We start from the raw sequence: 16,971 nt of genomic DNA, 5'->3' as shown, positions 1-16,971 counted from the left end.
GTCCCTACGCTTCCATCTTACCGGAGGCATAATCCCTGAATATCTTCCTGGATTCCTCCGGCGTGAGGTTACCGTGAGTTTTATCGTTTATCATAATAACAGGAGCCATTCCGCAGGCTCCGATGCATGAAACTTCTTCAAGGGTGAAGAGTTTGGCTTCATCGGTTTCTCCGTTTCTGATTCCGAATTCCTCGAAAACAACTTCGGAGATCCTTCCGGAACCCTTAACGTGGCAAGCCGTACCTCTGCAAACCCTGATGACATATTTGCCTCTGGGTTTGGTGTAGAACTGCGCGTAAAAGGTGATTACGCCGTACAGGGTGTGTGAGGAGATGTTGAGGTTTTCAGCCACTCTCTCCACAACTTCTTTATAAAGATAGCCGTAGGCATCCTGAACCTTCTGGAGCACGGGGATTGTAGCGCCTTTTGCACCTGCGTACTGGGCGCATATCGCATCGCACTTAGTCCAGTCAAGTTCTTCGGGGGTTCTTTCCTGAACCTCTTCCACAACCGCTTTAACTTCCGCCATATCGCGCCCCCTTACCTGTCTATCTCGCCGAGAACAACATCGTTTGTACCGATGATCGCAACAAGGTCGGCAAGCATGTGACCTTTGGCCATGTGGTTAAGCACGCCGAGGTTCACATAGGAAGGAGCACGGATTTTAAGCCTGTAGGGTCTTTCCTCTCCTTCGCTGACGATGTAGAAGCCAAGCTCGCCTTTGGGAGCTTCGATTCCCTGATACGTCTCGCCCTTGGGAGGACGGAAGCCTTTGGAGATCAGGTAGAACCTTCTGATGAGGGACTCCATTCTTTCATAAACGTCCTCATGTGAGGGCATTGCCACTCTGGGGTCGTCAGTCATAACGGGTCCTTCGGGGAGAGATGCAAGAGTCTGGGCAACAATTTTGTTTGCCTCACGAAGCTCCTTCATTCTCACTTTATAACGTGCGTAAGTATCCCCCTCCGGCTGAGTGGGAACTTCGAACTTGAATTTGTCATAACAGCAGTACGGCTCGTCACGTCTGAGGTCAAAGTCAAGACCTGCGCCTCTCATAAGGGGGCCGCTTGTGCCGTAGTCCTGAGCATCGTCAGCGTTGAGAACGCCGATGCCTATGGTTCTCATTTTCCATATCCTGTTGTTGGTAAGGAGGTTTTCATAAAGGTCAACGAAACCGTCAAACTCATCAACGAAGGATTTGGCAAGCTTGAAGAACTCCTCAGGAGCATCTTCACGAATGCCGCCGATTCTGATCCATGAGCTTGTCATCCTCTGGCCTGTGGCGCACTCGAACATATCAAGCACACGCTCCCTTTCGCGGAAGGCATAGAGGAAAACAGTCATCGCGCCTATGTCAAGAGCGTGGGTTGCTATCCACACAAGGTGGCTGGCTATACGCGCGAGTTCGGCGTACATAACCCTCATGTAGTCTGCTCTTTCGGGGATTTTCACTCCGAAAAACTTCTCTACAGCAAGGCAGTACGCAAGGTTGTTGGACAGGGGGGAAAGGTAGTCCAGCCTGTCCGTAAGGGGGATAAACTGATGGTAAGTCCTGTTTTCCGCAAGCTTTTCAGTTCCCCTGTGAAGATAACCCACATCAGGGGTTACGTTTACTATTGTTTCGCCGTCAAGATCGACAACAAGCCTCAGAACCCCGTGAGTACTGGGGTGCTGGGGTCCCATGTTGACGGTAACCACTTCGGCTACGTTATTGTTAATGTTCTGCATAACCGTCTCCAACCCCTTATTTGGTGAACTTGATACCGAGACGCTGCTCGTCAGTCTTGTTGAACCACTTCCTCTCTTTCAGAGGGAAGTCTTTCCTGAGCGGGTGCCCCTCGAAGAAGTCGGGGAGAAGAACTCTTCTCAGATCGGGGTGACCTTCGAATACGATTCCCATAAGGTCGTACTCTTCCCTCTCCATAAGGTCTGCGCCTTTCCATATATCAGTAATCGTGGGGAAGACGTGATCGGGTCTTGAAAGCTTCACAAACACCCTGAGTTTGTTCTCGATTGAGTAGAGGTTGTTTGTGACCTCAAACTTGTCTGCTTTTTTAGGCCAGTGGGTGGCGATAACGTCCACCATGTACCTGAAGGAAAACTTCTCTTTCAGCGCGCGGAGAACGCTTTTATAAACCGCATCATCCTTAACCCTGACAAAATTACAGCCGAACTGCGTGTAACAGTTCAGCTTGCCGGGGAAAAGCTGCTCAAGCTGTGTGGTTAATTCGGTAAAATTCATTGCCGCCCCCTATTTCCTTACCACTTTTTCTGTCATGATTTTTTTCTGAAGCTCAACAATAGCATCAAGCAGAGCCTCAGGTCTGGGAGGGCATCCGGGAACGTAAAAATCCACGGGGAGAATCTCATCGACACCCTGAACCGTGGAGTATGTATCATAAATACCGCCGCTTGTTGCGCAGCTTCCCATTGCAATACACCATTTGGGCTCAGGCATCTGATCCCACACTTTGCGCACGATGGGAGCCATCTTGCGGGTAACGGTTCCTGCGACTATCATCACGTCTGCCTGACGGGGTGTGGCACGGAAGATGATACCGAGCCTGTCAAGGTCGTGTTTGGCGGCGCCTGTCGCCATCATCTCAATGGCACAACAGGCAAGGCCGAAAGTCACAGGCCAGAGGGAAGATTTTCTTCCCCAGTTGATGACACTGTCCACCGTTGTGGTGATAACATTGTCCGGCAGCTTATTCGTCATTACACCCATTCCAGAGCTCCTTTTTTCCACTCATACAGAAATCCGATGACAAGAATTATCAGGAACATGAACATAGCGACAAGCCCGTAAAGCCCTATATCTCCGAAAGCGACAGCCCACGGATAAAGAAACACTATTTCTACATCGAAGAGAACAAAAAGCAGGGCGACTATGTAGAACCTGACGTTGTACCTTTTTCTGGCATCCGAGAACTCCGGCATACCGCATTCGTAAACGGAGTTTTTAACCTTATCGTACTTTTTCGGACGTATAAGACCGCCCATAAACATCATGATGGCGCCTATCGCGCCTGCAATCAGCATAAGGATTGCGACTGGCAAATACTCATTCATACCACACCTCTGTATTTTGTATACAGTATGCAATGTCTATCATACCGCATCATCACTGTCAACAAGAAACATCGTTTTACAGATCAAAGGATTTGGCGTTTTCGGGGTATTGTAAACTAATAGAAGGTATAGGTTTTCTCTATACTATTTAGCGTTCAGGAGCCTCTCCCTCAGAAGCTCCATTTCATGGGGCAAAGGGGCGCAAAAATCCATTTCTTTTTGAACAAAAGGGCTTTTAAAAGTGAGTTTCCAGGAGTGTAAAGCCTGCCTTTCAATTTTGTAACCCCTGTTATGTTTTCCGCCGTAAAGCGAATCGTCAAGTATCGGATGTCCAATATGAGCAGCATGAACCCTTATCTGGTGAGTGCGTCCGGTGTATATGCGCACCTCTGCAAGAAAGGCGTTTTTATAACGTTCTTTTACGGTAAAAAGGCTCTTTGCGGAACGCCCGTCCTCCCTGACTGCCATCCGTTTGCGGTCTGCGGGGTGTCTGCCTATGGGTTCGTCAACAATAAGGGTTTCAAATTTAGGGGTTCCCCAGCAGAAAGCGAGATAACGTTTGTCCACGGTGCGGTTCAAAAAAAGGGAGGAGAGCTTTTCCCTCGCATCCCTGTTCCTTGCAACCAGAATCAGCCCTGACGTGTCCCTGTCCAGCCTGTGGACTATGCCCGGCCGGAAGTCGTTGTGGTCTTCTATACGGTATCGGTAAAGAAGCCCGTTCACCAGTGTTCTGTCCGGAGACCCCGGTGCGGGGTGCACAGTCACCCCTGCGGGCTTGTTCACCACAATCATGTTTTCGTCCTCAAATATCACGTCAAAGTCAACGGGCTGAGGCTCAAGGCTCGGAGCCTCTTCCACCGGGATCTCCATGCGGATGACGTCCCCCTTCTTCACCTTGAGGGACTTAGCGGGAATCCGCCCGTTGACCTCGACCAGACCTTCTTCTATAACCTCGGCGGCGAAGCTCCGGCTCCGGCCGGATTTTGCCGCAAGCAGCACATCAAGCCGCACCCCTGCATCATCTGCCGTAAATTCAATAACTTCTGCTGTTTCGTCTGTGAATCTCATTATTCCTTCTTAAAAAATTTCTTTCAGATACTCCGTGAAGCGTTTCCATGATTTTTCATCCGCATCCCTGCGGTAGCTCTGTGAGCCGAAAACAGTGAAAGCATGGGGAGCACCGCTGTAGGTGGTCATCTCATGCCTTACCCCTTCATTTTCAAGCTGTACAGCAAGCTTTGCAAAACTCTCCATGCTCACAGCCGCATCAGCCGTTCCGTGGAAAATCACCACTTCGCCCTTTGTTCCGGAATAGTCCTGCCCCTGCGGGGTATCTATTCCGCCGTGGAAGGAGATGAATGATTTAAGCGGCGCGCCGCTCCTTGCGTATTCCAGAGCCACAGTTCCGCCGAAGCAGTAGCCGATAATCACTGCGTTGCCCGTGTTCGCGCCGAGGGATTCAGCCTTGTCGAAACCTGCCTGAAGGATTCTCCTCATCTTTTCCCTGTCAGCGTAAAGCTCACCTGTGAGCCGTCTCCTCTCTGAAATCTCCGCAGGGCGGACACCTTTTCCGAACATATCAACTGCAAATGCAGAATAACCCAATTTGTTAAGCATTTCGACTCTTTTAATCTCATATCCGTCCAGGCCGTCCCAGTCATGCACTATGAGAACCAGAGGAGCCTTTGCTGAAACGGGCGAGTAAAAACCTTCGTATTCGGCGTTGCCGGACTTATACACAACAGATTCCCCCGCATAAACCGAAACGGTCATCAGAAACATAATCACAGCCAGCACGTACTTCATGATAAACCTCCTGAAAAAAATTCTTCCCTGCCTCTTAAGCACACATCCGTATATAATAGTAACAAACAATATTGGGCTGATGCCCGGAATCCACCATAAAAAAGGATCTTTTCGGTTGACTTACCGCATAGGTATTGATAAAAAGATCTTCTGCCTTGCTGCAGAGCTGATGAATCTGCGGCTTTAACCAAAAGGAGGACAAATTGGTTACTTACGAAACTATTTTCATCGTCCGTCCCGACCTTACGCAGGAAGAGATTGACGCAAACCTTGAGTTTTTCAAGGGGAACATTGAGCAGAACGGCGGCGAAATTCTTAAAGTTGAGCCCTGGGGCAAACTTTCTTTCGCTTACGAAGTTGAAGACTACCGCGAAGGCTACTACTTCCTTATTCAGTACAACGCCGGCGGCAACTACAACGAAGAGCTTGAAAAACGCTACCGCTACAGCGAGGACGTTCTCAGGTTCTGCATCGTCAAAATCGACGATAAGAAATTCAAACTGAAACCCAGAAAAGACCCCGCTCCCAGACCTGACAGAAAGGGCAAGAAAGTCAACCCCAGAAAACCCAGAGAGGACAGAGCTCCCTTTGAGGACGGCGATGACTCGGCTGCAGAGACTGACTCGGAAGAGATTTCCGAATAACAATATAAATATCCGCCGGATAAGGAATTTACCATGGGCTTTTTCAACAAGGTAGTACTGTTGGGTAACTGTACCCGCAACCCCGAAGTAAGATATGTTCCCGGAAGGGATCTCGCAGTGGCCAAGTTCGGCCTCGCTGTAAACAGCAGAAGAAGCAAGGACAAGGAAGAGACAATGTTCATCGACATAGTGGCTTTCGGCAAACTCGGCGAAATCTGCGGGGAATACCTCACGAAAGGCAGCCCTGTACTGGTGGAAGGACGCCTCTCCCAGAATGTGTGGGAGCAGGAAGGACAGAAACGCAGCAAGCATGAAGTGATCGCCGAAAATATCCAGCTTGTCTCATCAAGAAAAGGGGACAAAGGCGGAGACTATTCAGGCAGTGACGGCGGCTTCTCTTCAGGCGGCAGCAGCGACGATTTCAGCGAAGACGACATACCGTTTTAGGCGCTGAGCAAACGGAGGACTATATAAAATGGCTGTTTTAAGAAGAAAATTTCAGAAAAAGAAAGTGTGCAGGTTCTGCGCGGAAAAAATCGATATAGACTACAAAGACGCTAAACTCCTCAGAGGTTTCGTAACCGAAAGAGGTAAAATAATGCCCAGAAGGCTTACAGGCACATGCGCAAGACACCAGAGAGCACTCGCTTCTGCTGTTAAAACCGCACGTACCATCATCCTTCTCCCCTTCAGCCTTGACAGATAATATCAGGCTGAACCGCAATTAAAACAACAGACAGGGAGCCCCGCAAGAGGCTCCCTTTTTTTATCCCGCAGTGCCCGTCAGCGGGTATCCTCAACGGACATCACATATAATATATATGTTGACAATGCGCCCGGCCGCAGTAATACTCACAAAAAAACAGGGGAATTAAAAATGTCTGCCTCAGATTTCCACAAACTTTTCGGTCTTACCCCTCCTCCTCCGGCTGCCTGATTCTTTAACCGGCATTCGGAGTCCGTTTTAAACCAACACCGCAACCTAAAGCGTACTCCTGAGATTTTGTCCGTTTATCCAAGGAGTTATTATTATGTCATCAATACGTTATATGGCTGCTGTCAACAGCAGTATATTCGTCATTATGTTCGGTCTCGGAGTGTGTTTTACCTACCTGCCGGATAAAATGACAAAGCTGTCAGGTTCCGCCGCCATGAGCGGTTTTCTCGCCTCGGCTTTCGGTCTGGCCTATATCCTTTCCCAGTACCCGCTCGGAAAAATTGCGGACCGTTTCGGTTTCAGACCGGTCATCATAGCAGGCTTTCTTCTGTGCGGAGTGTCCGGCATGGTTTATTATTCGGCTGATTCGGTTCAGTGGCTAATCATCGGCAGGGTTATTCAGGGAGTGGGGGAAGCACCGCTCTGGTCGCTTTCGCCCGTACTGCTGGCGCTTCTTTACCCTGAGAATAAGGCACAGGTAATGGGCTGGTACACGGCTTCCTTCCACTTCGGACTCACCGCTGGCCCTCTGGCGGGCACATATATTGCGGATGTCTTCGGAGCCCAGTCCACATTCCTCGGCTTTTCCGCCGCATCCGTGACCGGAGGATTCATAATACTGGCACTGGCTGCACCGAAATACCGGACAGATAGGAAAATCGAAGCCAAAGCCGGAATGATGAGCATCATCAGACTGCTCAACAAATCTGTTCTGGCGGGAATAGTTATGTACGGGGCATCATACGGGCTGATTGTCAGCGTTATCCCGGCATTTGTGCTGTCGGTGAAAAATATGGATCACGGTCTTGCAAACATCGCCTTTTCTCTCAGCTTTTTTACTCTGGGGATAATTCAGATCGTCTCAGGGAGGATTGTAAAAATACAGAACCTCAGACAGGCACTTACGACAGGAGTGCTGTCCATGGGGGCAGGCTTGCTGGTAATCATACACAACAGCGGGATTCTGCTTTTCGCAGGGTTGCTGCTCCTTACATCAGGGCTCGGAATATTCAGCATAGCTTCCATGCTGTATCTTCAGGTTAAGGCGGATTCCTCCCATGCGGGAGCCTCGTCCGGAGTTTACTTCATGTTCTGGGGCATTGGGTATTTCACTGTGCCGTTTATAACAGGAGTGTTCGGGTCTGCGGAGCTTATCAGCAGTATTCTTCTGCTGCAGGCGGTAATGCTTTTTGCTGCCGCCGCCCTGCTGGTGAAGACCATGAAAAGTTAAGCCGTGTCAGCTTAAACTTTCAGGGAGCCCCCGCAGGAGGCTCCCTTTTTTATTTGATTTTTATGCCGTCAGAGGTCAGCTCCAGAACACCGTAGCCGCCAGTTGTCTTCTTAAGAAAACCGTATATTCCCTTGCCTGTGAATGCAGATACAATCTCATCCGCCACTGCGGCCGGATCTATGTCGCCGTATATTTCAGGATATGCCGACTTCGCCATAAGAAAAGCATTTACATAAAGCATCTCTGGGTTAGTAAAGTAGGTTGTATGGGGGAGAAGCAGAAAGACCTTCCCGTTTCTGAACGCCCTGAGCCTTGAGTAAAACTCAGGGTGCTTCCGCGCGTCATCAGCAATAAGCGGCAAACCGTTTCCGTCGATGAAAATTATTTCCGGATTCTTCGCCAGAACATACTCACGGTTCACGAAGAACTGGCCGCTTTTCCGCTCTCCGTCAGCAGTGTTTTTTATCCCTGCAAGCTGCATGGGAAGAAAATCCGCCGCAGTGCTGTTCAGCCCCTGATGCCCTTTATAGGAAATAGCGCCCAGATAAGCCTCGGCCTTCTTCTCCGGTGCACGGTTCAGCTTAACTGTCAGGCTTTTTATGTATGATATGAGTTCCTCTGCTCTCTCCTTCCTGCTGAGAACCTCGGCAGTAATCCTGATCGAACGGAAGAAAACATCCTGATCAAAGTTCGGCAGACCGTAGCCCACAGCAACAACCGGGATATTCAGTTTACGCTGAACAAGATCCGGCTCGCCCCTGTCCGTTGATACTATAAAAACCACATCAGGCTTGAGGCTTATAATCCTCTCATAGTTCGGCATGCGCACCGCGCCCGCTTTGCCTATCACGGGGAGATCCTTCACCGTCTCAAAATTAGCCTGAATATACGGCTTGGTGTAATCCGCAGCTTTCTCCACATCCTCAACACCGACAGCCAGATTCTGTGCCCTGAGATAGGTAACAAATGCCATGCTGCTGCCGATGGAAATCACCCTTTCGACCCTATCAGGCACATTGACTGTGCGGCCGAAAACATCGGTAATAGCCTTCGCCCATGCGGCAGGAGCAAGCAGAAGGGCGAAAAGACATATAATCAGACGTGCCATATTATCATCTCTATGCTGTATGAGGTGCGCTCGATGTACTTTCCGCTTTCATCCAGATGAGGCCTGATATGTTTTTCCAGCAAGTCATCCTCCGGTGTCACGCCGTATATTGAAAGCATGTCACGGCAGTTTGAAGCTGCCTCCTCATAGGTTCTGGGCACAATCCATTCACCCTCGACAGGATATGCCGTGTACTCCGCTCTTCTGTTCTGAAGCCACTCACGCATGGCGGGGGCATCGTTGAACTTTTTGGGTATAATACCGTAATGCTCATAAAGGCCGGAAAGCATGCATGACTCCATCCTTCCGGCAAAACCCATATATACAACCCAGCCTTTTGCATGCTCCAGAACCTTAAGCCTGCCTTCCTCAGACTGCACAGCCGGTGTCATGGAACAGAAAACAACATCGAACTTCCTGTCGGATTTAAATTCAAGCCAGTCGCCGAGGTATGTCACGATATTATTTATACCCTGCGCCTCCGCGTCATCTTTCAGTATGCGCAGCATCTCGCTTGATATATCAGCAGCGGTGACATGCTTTGCCTCTTTCGCAAGGCGGATGGTGTACATGCCGCTTCCGCAGCCGACATCAAGAATATCCGCATCCTTGAAAACCACCCCGTGACTGCGGGCGATGTTCAGCATGCGTGACTCATAATTATCTTCCCCCGCTTCATAACGGGGGAAGTTTTTTGCTTTGTTATTCCAGAATTTTTCCTGCTGTGCTCTCGCTGCTACAGTGTCCATTTTACGCTTGCTCCCATATTGATCCCCATGGCGGGATAGCCCCATGTCTCTTCATATTCCTTATCCGTCAGGTTTTCACCGTATATCTCAAGCACTGTACGCTTATCAAGCCTGTAGCGGAGGCTCGCATCAACAGTGGTGTAGCCGCCAAGCTCCCCTTTTGTCAGAGTGGCTGTGTTTACGGTGTAAAAACGTCTGCCGGTATAGTTGAGCCCCATATCCAGACTGATTTTTTTTGTTATATCCCAGCTAAATCCTGCAGAGGCCTTTACATCGGGGATGTAGTCCACTTCCTCAAGAGTATTGTCCGGGTCTGAGGGGTCGTTCTTTTTCTTTGTTTTCTGATATGTTCCGCTGAGGCGTGCGCTGAGCGTGCGTGTTACATCGTAGGAACCGTCCAGCGTTGTTCCGTAGAATTCAGCATCCGTATTATACGCCGCCCATGCCTGATAACTCTGCGGACGGTTCACATAAACCGCCTTGTGCAGTATATAGTCCTCTATATCATAATAGAAAGCGGAAAGCTTAACCCTGCCTTTGCCGGGAAAAGTGTGGGCATAGGCGGCATCTATACCTGTGGCGGATTCGGGTTTGAGCTTTTTCCCTATGAGATAGGGCACATTTACCGTGCTGTCGCCCGAACTGGCCTGAGAGTTCCACCACAGTTCAGGCAGAGTGGGGGTTCTGTAGTTCTGATAAACAAACAGCGATAACTTGTCATTCGGTGTCAGAGCATATGTGAGCCCTGCCTTCGGCGTTGCTTTGCCGTCCTCATAGCTGTTGTCGCCGCTTTTGGCATCGTATGTGTCGTAGCGCATGCCGAAATCAGCAGTGAGCCTGTCGGTTACTCTGAAACTGTCGGAAATGAAAAAGCCGTAAACATCAGCCTCTGAGCCGCTGCTTCCCGCCATGGTTCCTGTCCACTGGTTAGCTCCGGCCTTATTGTAGTTGGTGTCCACATAACGCACCTCTATGCCGCCGGATCTCATAGCCTTTGATTCCGCTCCCGCGGTGAGGGTATGCTTCTCAAGTTCCGCAACGGTTTTCAGCTTGTAGCCATAGCTCCTGTCCACCTTGATTTTTCTATCCAGCACAAGGTCGCCGTCAGACGTGAGTGCCTGATTAAAATCGTTCGGGTTCGCAGTCAGTATCTGGAGCCTTGCGGCAACATCGGCATAGTTTTTCTCATAGCGGTCTTCATAGTTTTTATAAGCCATGGCCTCAATGTAGGCCCTGTCGCCTATGGGCTGAGTGTATGTAACATCCAGCATATGCCTTATCTTATCCCAGTATGCTCCGTCACCTATTACGCTCATTGAGGGGGTGGGTGAGCCGCCTGCGAAATATTCACCGCTGGCTGTGGGATAATTGCTGTCTATGGGCGTATCAAAGCCCGGAACAGACGGATCCGAGTCAGACGACGGCTTGCCGTCATCCCTGTTTGAGCGGATGAGCCCTCTTGTGGTTTTGCTGTACTTATACCCAAGAACAAGCTCCCCCTGCCAAGGCAGACTCAGATAGAACTTCGGATTGATATGCAGTGATTCATAGTCATTGTTTCTCAGGTATGCGTCCGCCTCCTGATGGCTCATCCCCAGACTCACCCCGAATGCGCCGAAGCTTTTTGCAAAGCTGCCCCGTATGTTATGATAGTCACCCGCATTATCCCAGCCGCCCATTGTGGCATATATTGATGCGGATGCCTCTTTGGAGGGGCGTTTGGTATAGGCATTAATCACGCCGCCCAGCGCGTTGTTGCCGTATTCCGCACTGCTGCCGCCCTTTATAACCTCAATTCTCTCAATATTATCAAGGGGAATAGTGCCGAAATCTATATAGTTGCCCCCGACGTTCCCTGTTGAGCTGATGTTTCTGCCATCAAGGTTAAGCATGATCCTTTTGCTTTCCATCCCTCTGATGGAGATGATGTCGCCGCTGTCACCGAAGGCAGTCTTGCGCTTGAAGGAAATCTCCGGATCTTTTACAAGAAAGTCGGCTATATTGCCGCTTCTGTTCTTTTCAGCCACCTTCTGCTCACTGACATTCAAGTCTGAATCTGCTGCGGATTCGGCAGTTACTGAAACTTCATCCAGGTAAATTGTTGTCCTCATAAGGCTTTCATCCGCCATAGCCGGACATGCCAAATAAAGTGCTGCACACACGCCGATAATAAATCTTCTCAAAACTTCCTCCATGATATGTAACCTTAATCTCACCTATAACACGATTAATGAAACTCATAACACCAAATCAAAATCAAATCAACACCAAGTAACACATAAGATACAATTCGTAACACATAGAAATGTCAGTCCGGAGAGATAAAAAGGATCATTTAATGGACATTAAACATTTTTACGGCTAACATTAGGCGGACAATAATAAACATAAAGAGCATTAAATATATGAGAGTTTTTTATCTTCCCGTCGCAAGCATAGTCCTTTTCGCTGCCGTTCTGTTCTTTCCGAGAATAGGCGGGCTGTTCATCCCTTTCTCCCCTCTGCTTCTGCTTCTTTATCTTGCAGACCAGGCGAGGGAGAAAAGTTCGGATATTCTCTTTCTGGTGCTGGTGGGCGCATGCGCGGCATTCGAACCGTTCATAAGCATGTATTACGTGCTCACGGTTATATTCACCGCATTTATGATTTACCGCTGGCAGAACAGGCCGGAATCAAACTGGATTCCCGTTGCCGCTGCACCCGTACCGGCATTCGTTCTCTCCTCTGTTCTTGTATTTTTTGCGGAAGGAGTACGCACATCCCTCATCAGCAACGTGACCGAGGTGCTTAAGATTCTGGTGGATGCGGCAAAGAAAGCCCCCGAAACCGGAGCCGCAGCATATGCGGCCATTGTTGAAAAAAATATGGACATGGCTGCCCTCTCTCTTGTTTTGATATTTCCGGGTATGATATTTCTCACCTCCGTGCTTGTTGCTTATTTCACCAAGACATTCTTCTATAAAATAAAGAAGTCGGAACATGAGATATTCCGTCTGCCGGACAACCTTGTCTGGGTAATGCTGGCGGGGCTTGCCTTCTTCTTCACCAATGACCTTTACATGCGCTCCGTGGCGTTCAACACTCTGCTTATCTTCGGCGGTCTTTACCTTATTCAGGGGTTTGAGGTTCTGCGCCACTGGGTGCACAGGTTCAAACTTGCGGGAATATTCAAGGCCATAATTTACATAATCATTTTTTCTGAGCCGCCCCTTATGCTGGCACTTGCCTTTGTAGGCCTGTTCAGCATCTGGTTCAACTTCTTCGGTAAACCGAAACAGGAGACCACGGAGAACTGACATGCTCCCCGGTAAAAAAATTGCCACCCTGATTTCCGTAAACACAGCCTTCATGCTTGCCGTTGTCAAACTCATCGGCGGTGTTTTGACAGGCTCGGTGTCTGTCCTTGCTTCTGCTGTGGACTCCATACTGGATATAGGCTCCTCCACTGTGAACTACTTCGCCATTAAGCAGTCCGAGCAGCCGCCGGACAATGATCACCGTTACGGCCACGCAAAGTTTGAGTCTCTGGCCTCGCTTATTCAGGCAGGGGTGATAACACTCTCCGGACTTTATATTCTGTACGAGGCCTACGCACGGTTTGAAAGCGGAAAAGCAGTGAAAAGCATAGAGGGGGGCATATGGGTCATGCTGTTCTCCCTCGCGGTGACATTTTTTCTGGTAATCTTCCTGCGGAAGGTAGCTAAGAAGGAAAATTCGTCCATACTGAAAACCGAATCACTCCATTATGAAATCGACCTTCTCACTGGCGGCGGCGTTCTCGCCGGGCTGGTGCTTGTTAAAGTTACAGGTATAAATGCCATTGACCCGTTCATATCTGTTCTGATAGCATTAAAGACTGTCTACTCCGCCCTGGTCCTCGGCAAGGAGGTCTCCGAAGACCTTGTGGATAAGGCTCTGGATGAGGATGACTTAAAGAAAATCCACGGTGTACTAAATCAGTATAATTGTGTTATAGTCGGCTGGCATAAGCTCCGCACCCGCAAGGCCGGGACAGAGAAGTTCGCGGATCTTCACGTGCAGGTCAACAGACACCTGACAATTGAGGATGCGCACACCATAGCGGACATGATTGAAAAAGATATAGCGGAAACTTTGGGCGGCGCAGATGTTCAGATACACATTGAGCCGTGCGAAGGTGAATGCGCCCATAAGGCATGTACTCTTTGCGACACAGAAATCAGAAATGAAATAAACAGGCTTAAAAGCAAATAATCAGGGGGTATTAATGAGTATTTTCATGGAAAACATGATTGCAGAGCGCCTTGGCGGAAAGATGTTCGGCAAGGACACCACCATCTACAAATTTGAGAAGATCAAAAGAGCGAAAAGAGCGGCTATGGAAGCCAACCCCAACATCGAGCTTATCGACATGGGCGTGGGCGAGCCGGACGAAATGGCGGATGCATCCGTTGTTGAAACCCTTTGCCTTGAAGCGAAAAAAAGGGAAAACAGATTCTACTCCGACAACGGTATTCAGGAGTTCAAGGATGCCGCTGCGAAATATATGAAAAAACGCTTCGGCGTTGACATAGACCCGAACACGGAAGTTAACCACAGCATAGGCTCCAAACCTGCCCTTGCCTTCGTTCCCTTCTGCCTGATCAACCCCGGCGATGTTGCGCTGATGACTGTTCCCGGCTACCCTGTTTCCGGAACAATCACAAAGTACCTCGACGGTGAGGTTTACAACCTCAAACTCACAAAGGAAAACAACTTCCTCCCCGATCTGGACTCTATCCCCGCGGATATACTGAAAAGGGCGAAGTTCCTTTATATGAACTACCCCAACAACCCCACGGGAGCACTCGCGCCCCTGTCCTTCTATGAAAAGGTTGTTGAGTTCGCTAAGAAAAACGATGTAGCGGTCATCTCCGATGCCGCATACATCGAACTCACCTACGGCGAAAAACAGCCCTCCTTCCTCAGCGTTCCCGGAGCAAAAGAGGTTGGTATCGAGATACACTCACTCAGCAAGTCTTACAACATGACAGGCTGGAGAATGGCTTTCGTATGCGGAAACGAGCACCTTGTAAAAGCATTCGCCACCGTTAAGGACAACAATGACTCAGGCCAGTTTATCCCGATTCAGAAGGCAGCCGCCTACGCTCTGGAAAACACCGCACTCATCGAAAGAATCACCGAGAAATACGCCCGCAGGCTTAAGGCGCTTGCCGCTGTTCTGCGCAAACACGGCTTCTTCGTGAACGAGCCCAAGGGAACCTTCTACCTCTATTTCGAGATCCCCAAGGGAACAGCCTCAGGCAAAAAGTTCGAAAGCGGCGAGCAGTTCTGCGATTACATGATCAGGGAAAAATACATCAGCTCAGTACCCTGGGATGACGCTGGCAACTTCCTCCGTTTCACAGTCACCTTCATAGCCGATACGCTGGAAGAGGAAACAAGGATAATAAACGAAATCGACAGACGCTTAGGCGAAGATAAATTCGTCTTCTAGGCGGGGTGACACAGGGGGGGTACGTACCCTCCCTCCCTGTCTCATGCAAACACTAAAGGCATCTCATCATAAGTCCTGGAGTCAAGCTGTCGACCGGCCTTTTTCTTATCAACTCCGCCCCACTGTTTAAAGAAAAACGGAGTATTAGTCTTAAAGCACTGCTCTTTAATCTCATCAACCCACTCTTTCTTCATTGGTCTTGCCCCATGGCCTGATTCACCGCCAACTATAACCCAATCAATACCATTTAAATTGATAGAACCCAAAGCTCCTATAAGCGGTTCTACAGAAAGAAACTTTACGGGAGCATCAACCTTTTTTAAATCATCAATCCGGTTTATGACTCTATGATTTTCTACAGTAACCCCCGCCCAAACATTTGAAGGCCACTTTATTAGTGATGCAAACTCTGCCAAACGATCACTTCTTTTTGTAAGAACTTGAAAAATATGTTGATTAGCAATACGCATTACAGAAAAAACTTCACGTGTAAATTCATAGGGGACATCTTTATGAAACAAATCACTCATTGAGCACACAAAAACCATACGCCCTTTTTTCCACCCAATTGGTTCAGCTAATATATCTCTGTGTAGTGTAAGCTGAAAACCGTTTTTATATTTTTCCTGTCCCATTAAACATAAACGACGAGCCATTTTTTCTGCGTAGCAATTTGCACAGCCATCACTAATTTTTGAACATCCAGTTACAGGATTCCATGTTGTTTCCGTCCATTCTATTTTTGTTGCCATAACAGTATCCTATCTAAAAAGTTATTAAATCATTCTCAGACAAAAGTCCGCTTTTTAAGTGATGGGCCTTTCTGGTTTTTTTTAGCACATTAATATCAGAAACTTTCACCTTTCCATTAAGCTCTAACATTCTCAATATCTTTCTGTAGTTTTTCAACACGAAATTTGTCCCCACATGATGCTCCTGATATATCTTTTTTACAGAAATAGTTCTTCCTTTAAATCTATCAAGTAGTTCATCCGCGAGTTGTTCGTTGCTCTCAGTCAATCTTTCATATATGCTGACACCGCATGAGCCTAACTTTGGATTAAACTCAAAATGACCAAAGCCATCCTCATCACAAGTGTTTTTTACAATTACCTCTTTAATTTCCTCATAACCTTTTTCATGTTTTGATGCAAAAATTAAATAATGCGAAGGACTATTTTTGTCTGCTCGCATAAACCTAAACCGTACCAAATATTTCAACCCTTGCTGTTGTAAGGATTCAGCAAAACTGTCAACAACATACTGTTCACGACTTTCAACTGTGCACTGCTGCATTTCACACCTGATCTCCTCAGCTTTCTCTGAACCAAAAATTGAATTTATGAGAGGCGAAACGTTTTTATTTGCTATATCACGATTGATCCTGTTGTAATTGAAAAAAATAATCCCATCTGAGCCGAAGTCCTTTAACGCCCGCCCAACAGTTCTTACATCTATACCTTTATAACCAAACGGATCTAAAAATAAGAACTTGGGTTCATTGCTAAATTTAAAAGTTTCAAGAAAATTGCTATCAACTTCCTTATTATATACTTGAATACGCGATTTTAACTTCTCATAGACAGGATGTCTCTCAATATTTTCTTTTAAATCATTATAAAATTTTGGGTTCCCTTCATTAAAAGTCAAGTTTATAAATTGATTAATATTATTATCATTTAATAAAATATCTAATATCTGTATCGGGGTTGAAGGAGTACCATCTTTATAAACACCCTTGCCCGCATAAAGATCAACATAATGCAACCTTGTCAGACCTTTATTTCTTGCATTCATTGTCATTATGGAAACCCATGTTTTAAAATATTCAGTAACTAGTTTTGTTTTAAGCCTTGAGTTAGCTGACTGTTCTTCAAAGAAACCCTCGTTACCCACTCGACCCCCCATGGTTTTTTTCACTTCTTATCGAACATTAACTCAAAATGTT

The 16,971-nt window shown here is 47.9% G+C and carries 19 protein-coding genes; 7 read left to right on the top strand and 12 right to left on the bottom strand.

Features of this window, described 5'->3' with window-relative positions; genetic code table 11:
- Window positions 1-4: 4 nt before the first annotated feature.
- The 7 genes from nuoE to OSQ85_RS12580 all read right to left on the bottom strand — a co-directional run bounded on the left by nuoE (window position 5) and on the right by OSQ85_RS12580 (window position 4,878).
- Window positions 5-529 (bottom strand): NADH-quinone oxidoreductase subunit NuoE, encoded by a 525-nt coding sequence (gene nuoE, locus OSQ85_RS12610; protein WP_265823568.1) that lies wholly within the window; start codon window positions 527-529, stop codon window positions 5-7.
- 11 nt (window positions 530-540) lie between these two features.
- Window positions 541-1,728, bottom strand: a complete 1,188-nt coding sequence (gene nuoD, locus OSQ85_RS12605) for an NADH dehydrogenase (quinone) subunit D (protein ID WP_265823566.1) — start codon at window positions 1,726-1,728, stop codon at window positions 541-543.
- A 16-nt stretch (window positions 1,729-1,744) separates the two neighbouring features.
- A complete protein-coding gene (locus tag OSQ85_RS12600) occupies window positions 1,745-2,242 on the bottom strand; it encodes an NADH-quinone oxidoreductase subunit C (RefSeq protein WP_265823564.1) in 498 nt (165 codons plus the stop codon).
- A 9-nt stretch (window positions 2,243-2,251) separates the two neighbouring features.
- Complete coding sequence (locus OSQ85_RS12595) at window positions 2,252-2,728, bottom strand: NuoB/complex I 20 kDa subunit family protein (protein ID WP_265823563.1); 477 nt, start codon at window positions 2,726-2,728, stop codon at window positions 2,252-2,254.
- Window positions 2,719-3,012 (bottom strand): NADH-quinone oxidoreductase subunit A, encoded by a 294-nt coding sequence (locus tag OSQ85_RS12590; RefSeq protein WP_407649372.1) that lies wholly within the window; start codon window positions 3,010-3,012, stop codon window positions 2,719-2,721. The genes OSQ85_RS12595 and OSQ85_RS12590 overlap by 10 nt, the downstream gene beginning before the upstream one ends.
- Window positions 3,013-3,216: 204 nt before the next feature.
- Window positions 3,217-4,140 carry an RluA family pseudouridine synthase gene (locus OSQ85_RS12585; protein ID WP_265823560.1) on the bottom strand — a complete coding sequence of 308 codons (924 nt, stop codon included), beginning with the start codon at window positions 4,138-4,140 and terminating at the stop codon, window positions 3,217-3,219.
- Window positions 4,141-4,149: 9 nt separating this feature from the next.
- Window positions 4,150-4,878 (bottom strand): dienelactone hydrolase family protein, encoded by a 729-nt coding sequence (locus OSQ85_RS12580; RefSeq protein WP_265823558.1) that lies wholly within the window; start codon window positions 4,876-4,878, stop codon window positions 4,150-4,152.
- Window positions 4,879-5,081: 203 nt separating this feature from the next.
- On the opposite strand from OSQ85_RS12580, the gene rpsF reads away from it, so the two are divergent.
- From rpsF to OSQ85_RS12560, 4 genes are all read left to right on the top strand, one after another.
- Window positions 5,082-5,522, top strand: a complete 441-nt coding sequence (gene rpsF / locus OSQ85_RS12575) for a 30S ribosomal protein S6 (RefSeq protein WP_265823556.1) — start codon at window positions 5,082-5,084, stop codon at window positions 5,520-5,522.
- Window positions 5,523-5,582: 60 nt separating this feature from the next.
- Window positions 5,583-5,969, top strand: a complete 387-nt coding sequence (locus OSQ85_RS12570) for a single-stranded DNA-binding protein (protein ID WP_407649369.1) — start codon at window positions 5,583-5,585, stop codon at window positions 5,967-5,969.
- A 28-nt stretch (window positions 5,970-5,997) separates the two neighbouring features.
- Window positions 5,998-6,228 (top strand): 30S ribosomal protein S18, encoded by a 231-nt coding sequence (gene rpsR / locus OSQ85_RS12565; protein WP_265823554.1) that lies wholly within the window; start codon window positions 5,998-6,000, stop codon window positions 6,226-6,228.
- A 325-nt stretch (window positions 6,229-6,553) separates the two neighbouring features.
- Window positions 6,554-7,690, top strand: a complete 1,137-nt coding sequence (locus OSQ85_RS12560; RefSeq protein WP_265823552.1) for an MFS transporter — start codon at window positions 6,554-6,556, stop codon at window positions 7,688-7,690.
- A 49-nt stretch (window positions 7,691-7,739) separates the two neighbouring features.
- Here OSQ85_RS12560 and OSQ85_RS12555 read toward each other — a convergent pair whose 3' ends face one another.
- The 3 genes from OSQ85_RS12555 to OSQ85_RS12545 are packed head-to-tail and all read right to left on the bottom strand — an operon-like array spanning window position 7,740 to window position 11,730.
- A complete protein-coding gene (locus tag OSQ85_RS12555; RefSeq protein ID WP_265823551.1) occupies window positions 7,740-8,798 on the bottom strand; it encodes an ABC transporter substrate-binding protein in 1,059 nt (352 codons plus the stop codon).
- Entirely contained in the window at window positions 8,786-9,547 is a 762-nt protein-coding gene (locus OSQ85_RS12550; protein ID WP_265823550.1) for a class I SAM-dependent methyltransferase, read from the bottom strand. Before OSQ85_RS12550 ends, OSQ85_RS12555 begins: the two co-directional genes overlap by 13 nt.
- Window positions 9,535-11,730 carry a TonB-dependent receptor plug domain-containing protein gene (locus tag OSQ85_RS12545; RefSeq protein WP_265823549.1) on the bottom strand — a complete coding sequence of 732 codons (2,196 nt, stop codon included), beginning with the start codon at window positions 11,728-11,730 and terminating at the stop codon, window positions 9,535-9,537. Before OSQ85_RS12545 ends, OSQ85_RS12550 begins: the two co-directional genes overlap by 13 nt.
- 222 nt (window positions 11,731-11,952) lie before the next feature.
- Here OSQ85_RS12545 and OSQ85_RS12540 point away from each other — a divergent pair, with 222 nt between their 5' ends.
- From OSQ85_RS12540 to OSQ85_RS12530, 3 genes are read left to right on the top strand one after another with little or no spacing between them, the layout of a single operon-like run.
- Window positions 11,953-12,843, top strand: a complete 891-nt coding sequence (locus OSQ85_RS12540; RefSeq protein WP_265823548.1) for a DUF2232 domain-containing protein — start codon at window positions 11,953-11,955, stop codon at window positions 12,841-12,843.
- A 1-nt stretch (window position 12,844) separates the two neighbouring features.
- Window positions 12,845-13,780 (top strand): cation diffusion facilitator family transporter, encoded by a 936-nt coding sequence (locus OSQ85_RS12535; RefSeq protein WP_265823547.1) that lies wholly within the window; start codon window positions 12,845-12,847, stop codon window positions 13,778-13,780.
- 13 nt (window positions 13,781-13,793) lie between these two features.
- Entirely contained in the window at window positions 13,794-15,023 is a 1,230-nt protein-coding gene (locus OSQ85_RS12530; RefSeq protein ID WP_265823546.1) for an LL-diaminopimelate aminotransferase, read from the top strand.
- A gap of 41 nt (window positions 15,024-15,064) precedes the next feature.
- Here OSQ85_RS12530 and OSQ85_RS12525 read toward each other — a convergent pair whose 3' ends face one another.
- Both OSQ85_RS12525 and tcmP read right to left on the bottom strand, forming a co-directional pair.
- Entirely contained in the window at window positions 15,065-15,775 is a 711-nt protein-coding gene (locus OSQ85_RS12525) for a DUF5131 family protein (protein ID WP_265823545.1), read from the bottom strand.
- A gap of 13 nt (window positions 15,776-15,788) precedes the next feature.
- On the bottom strand, window positions 15,789-16,919 hold the full coding sequence (gene tcmP, locus OSQ85_RS12520; RefSeq protein ID WP_265823544.1) for a three-Cys-motif partner protein TcmP: 1,131 nt from the start codon (window positions 16,917-16,919) through the stop codon (window positions 15,789-15,791).
- Window positions 16,920-16,971: the final 52 nt, after the last annotated feature.

The organism is Geovibrio ferrireducens (genome assembly GCF_026226615.1).
Taxonomy (GTDB): domain Bacteria; phylum Chrysiogenota; class Deferribacteres; order Deferribacterales; family Geovibrionaceae; genus Geovibrio; species Geovibrio ferrireducens.
Note: the sequence above shows the minus strand (reverse complement) of the source record. Positions and strands in the feature narration are given on the sequence as shown.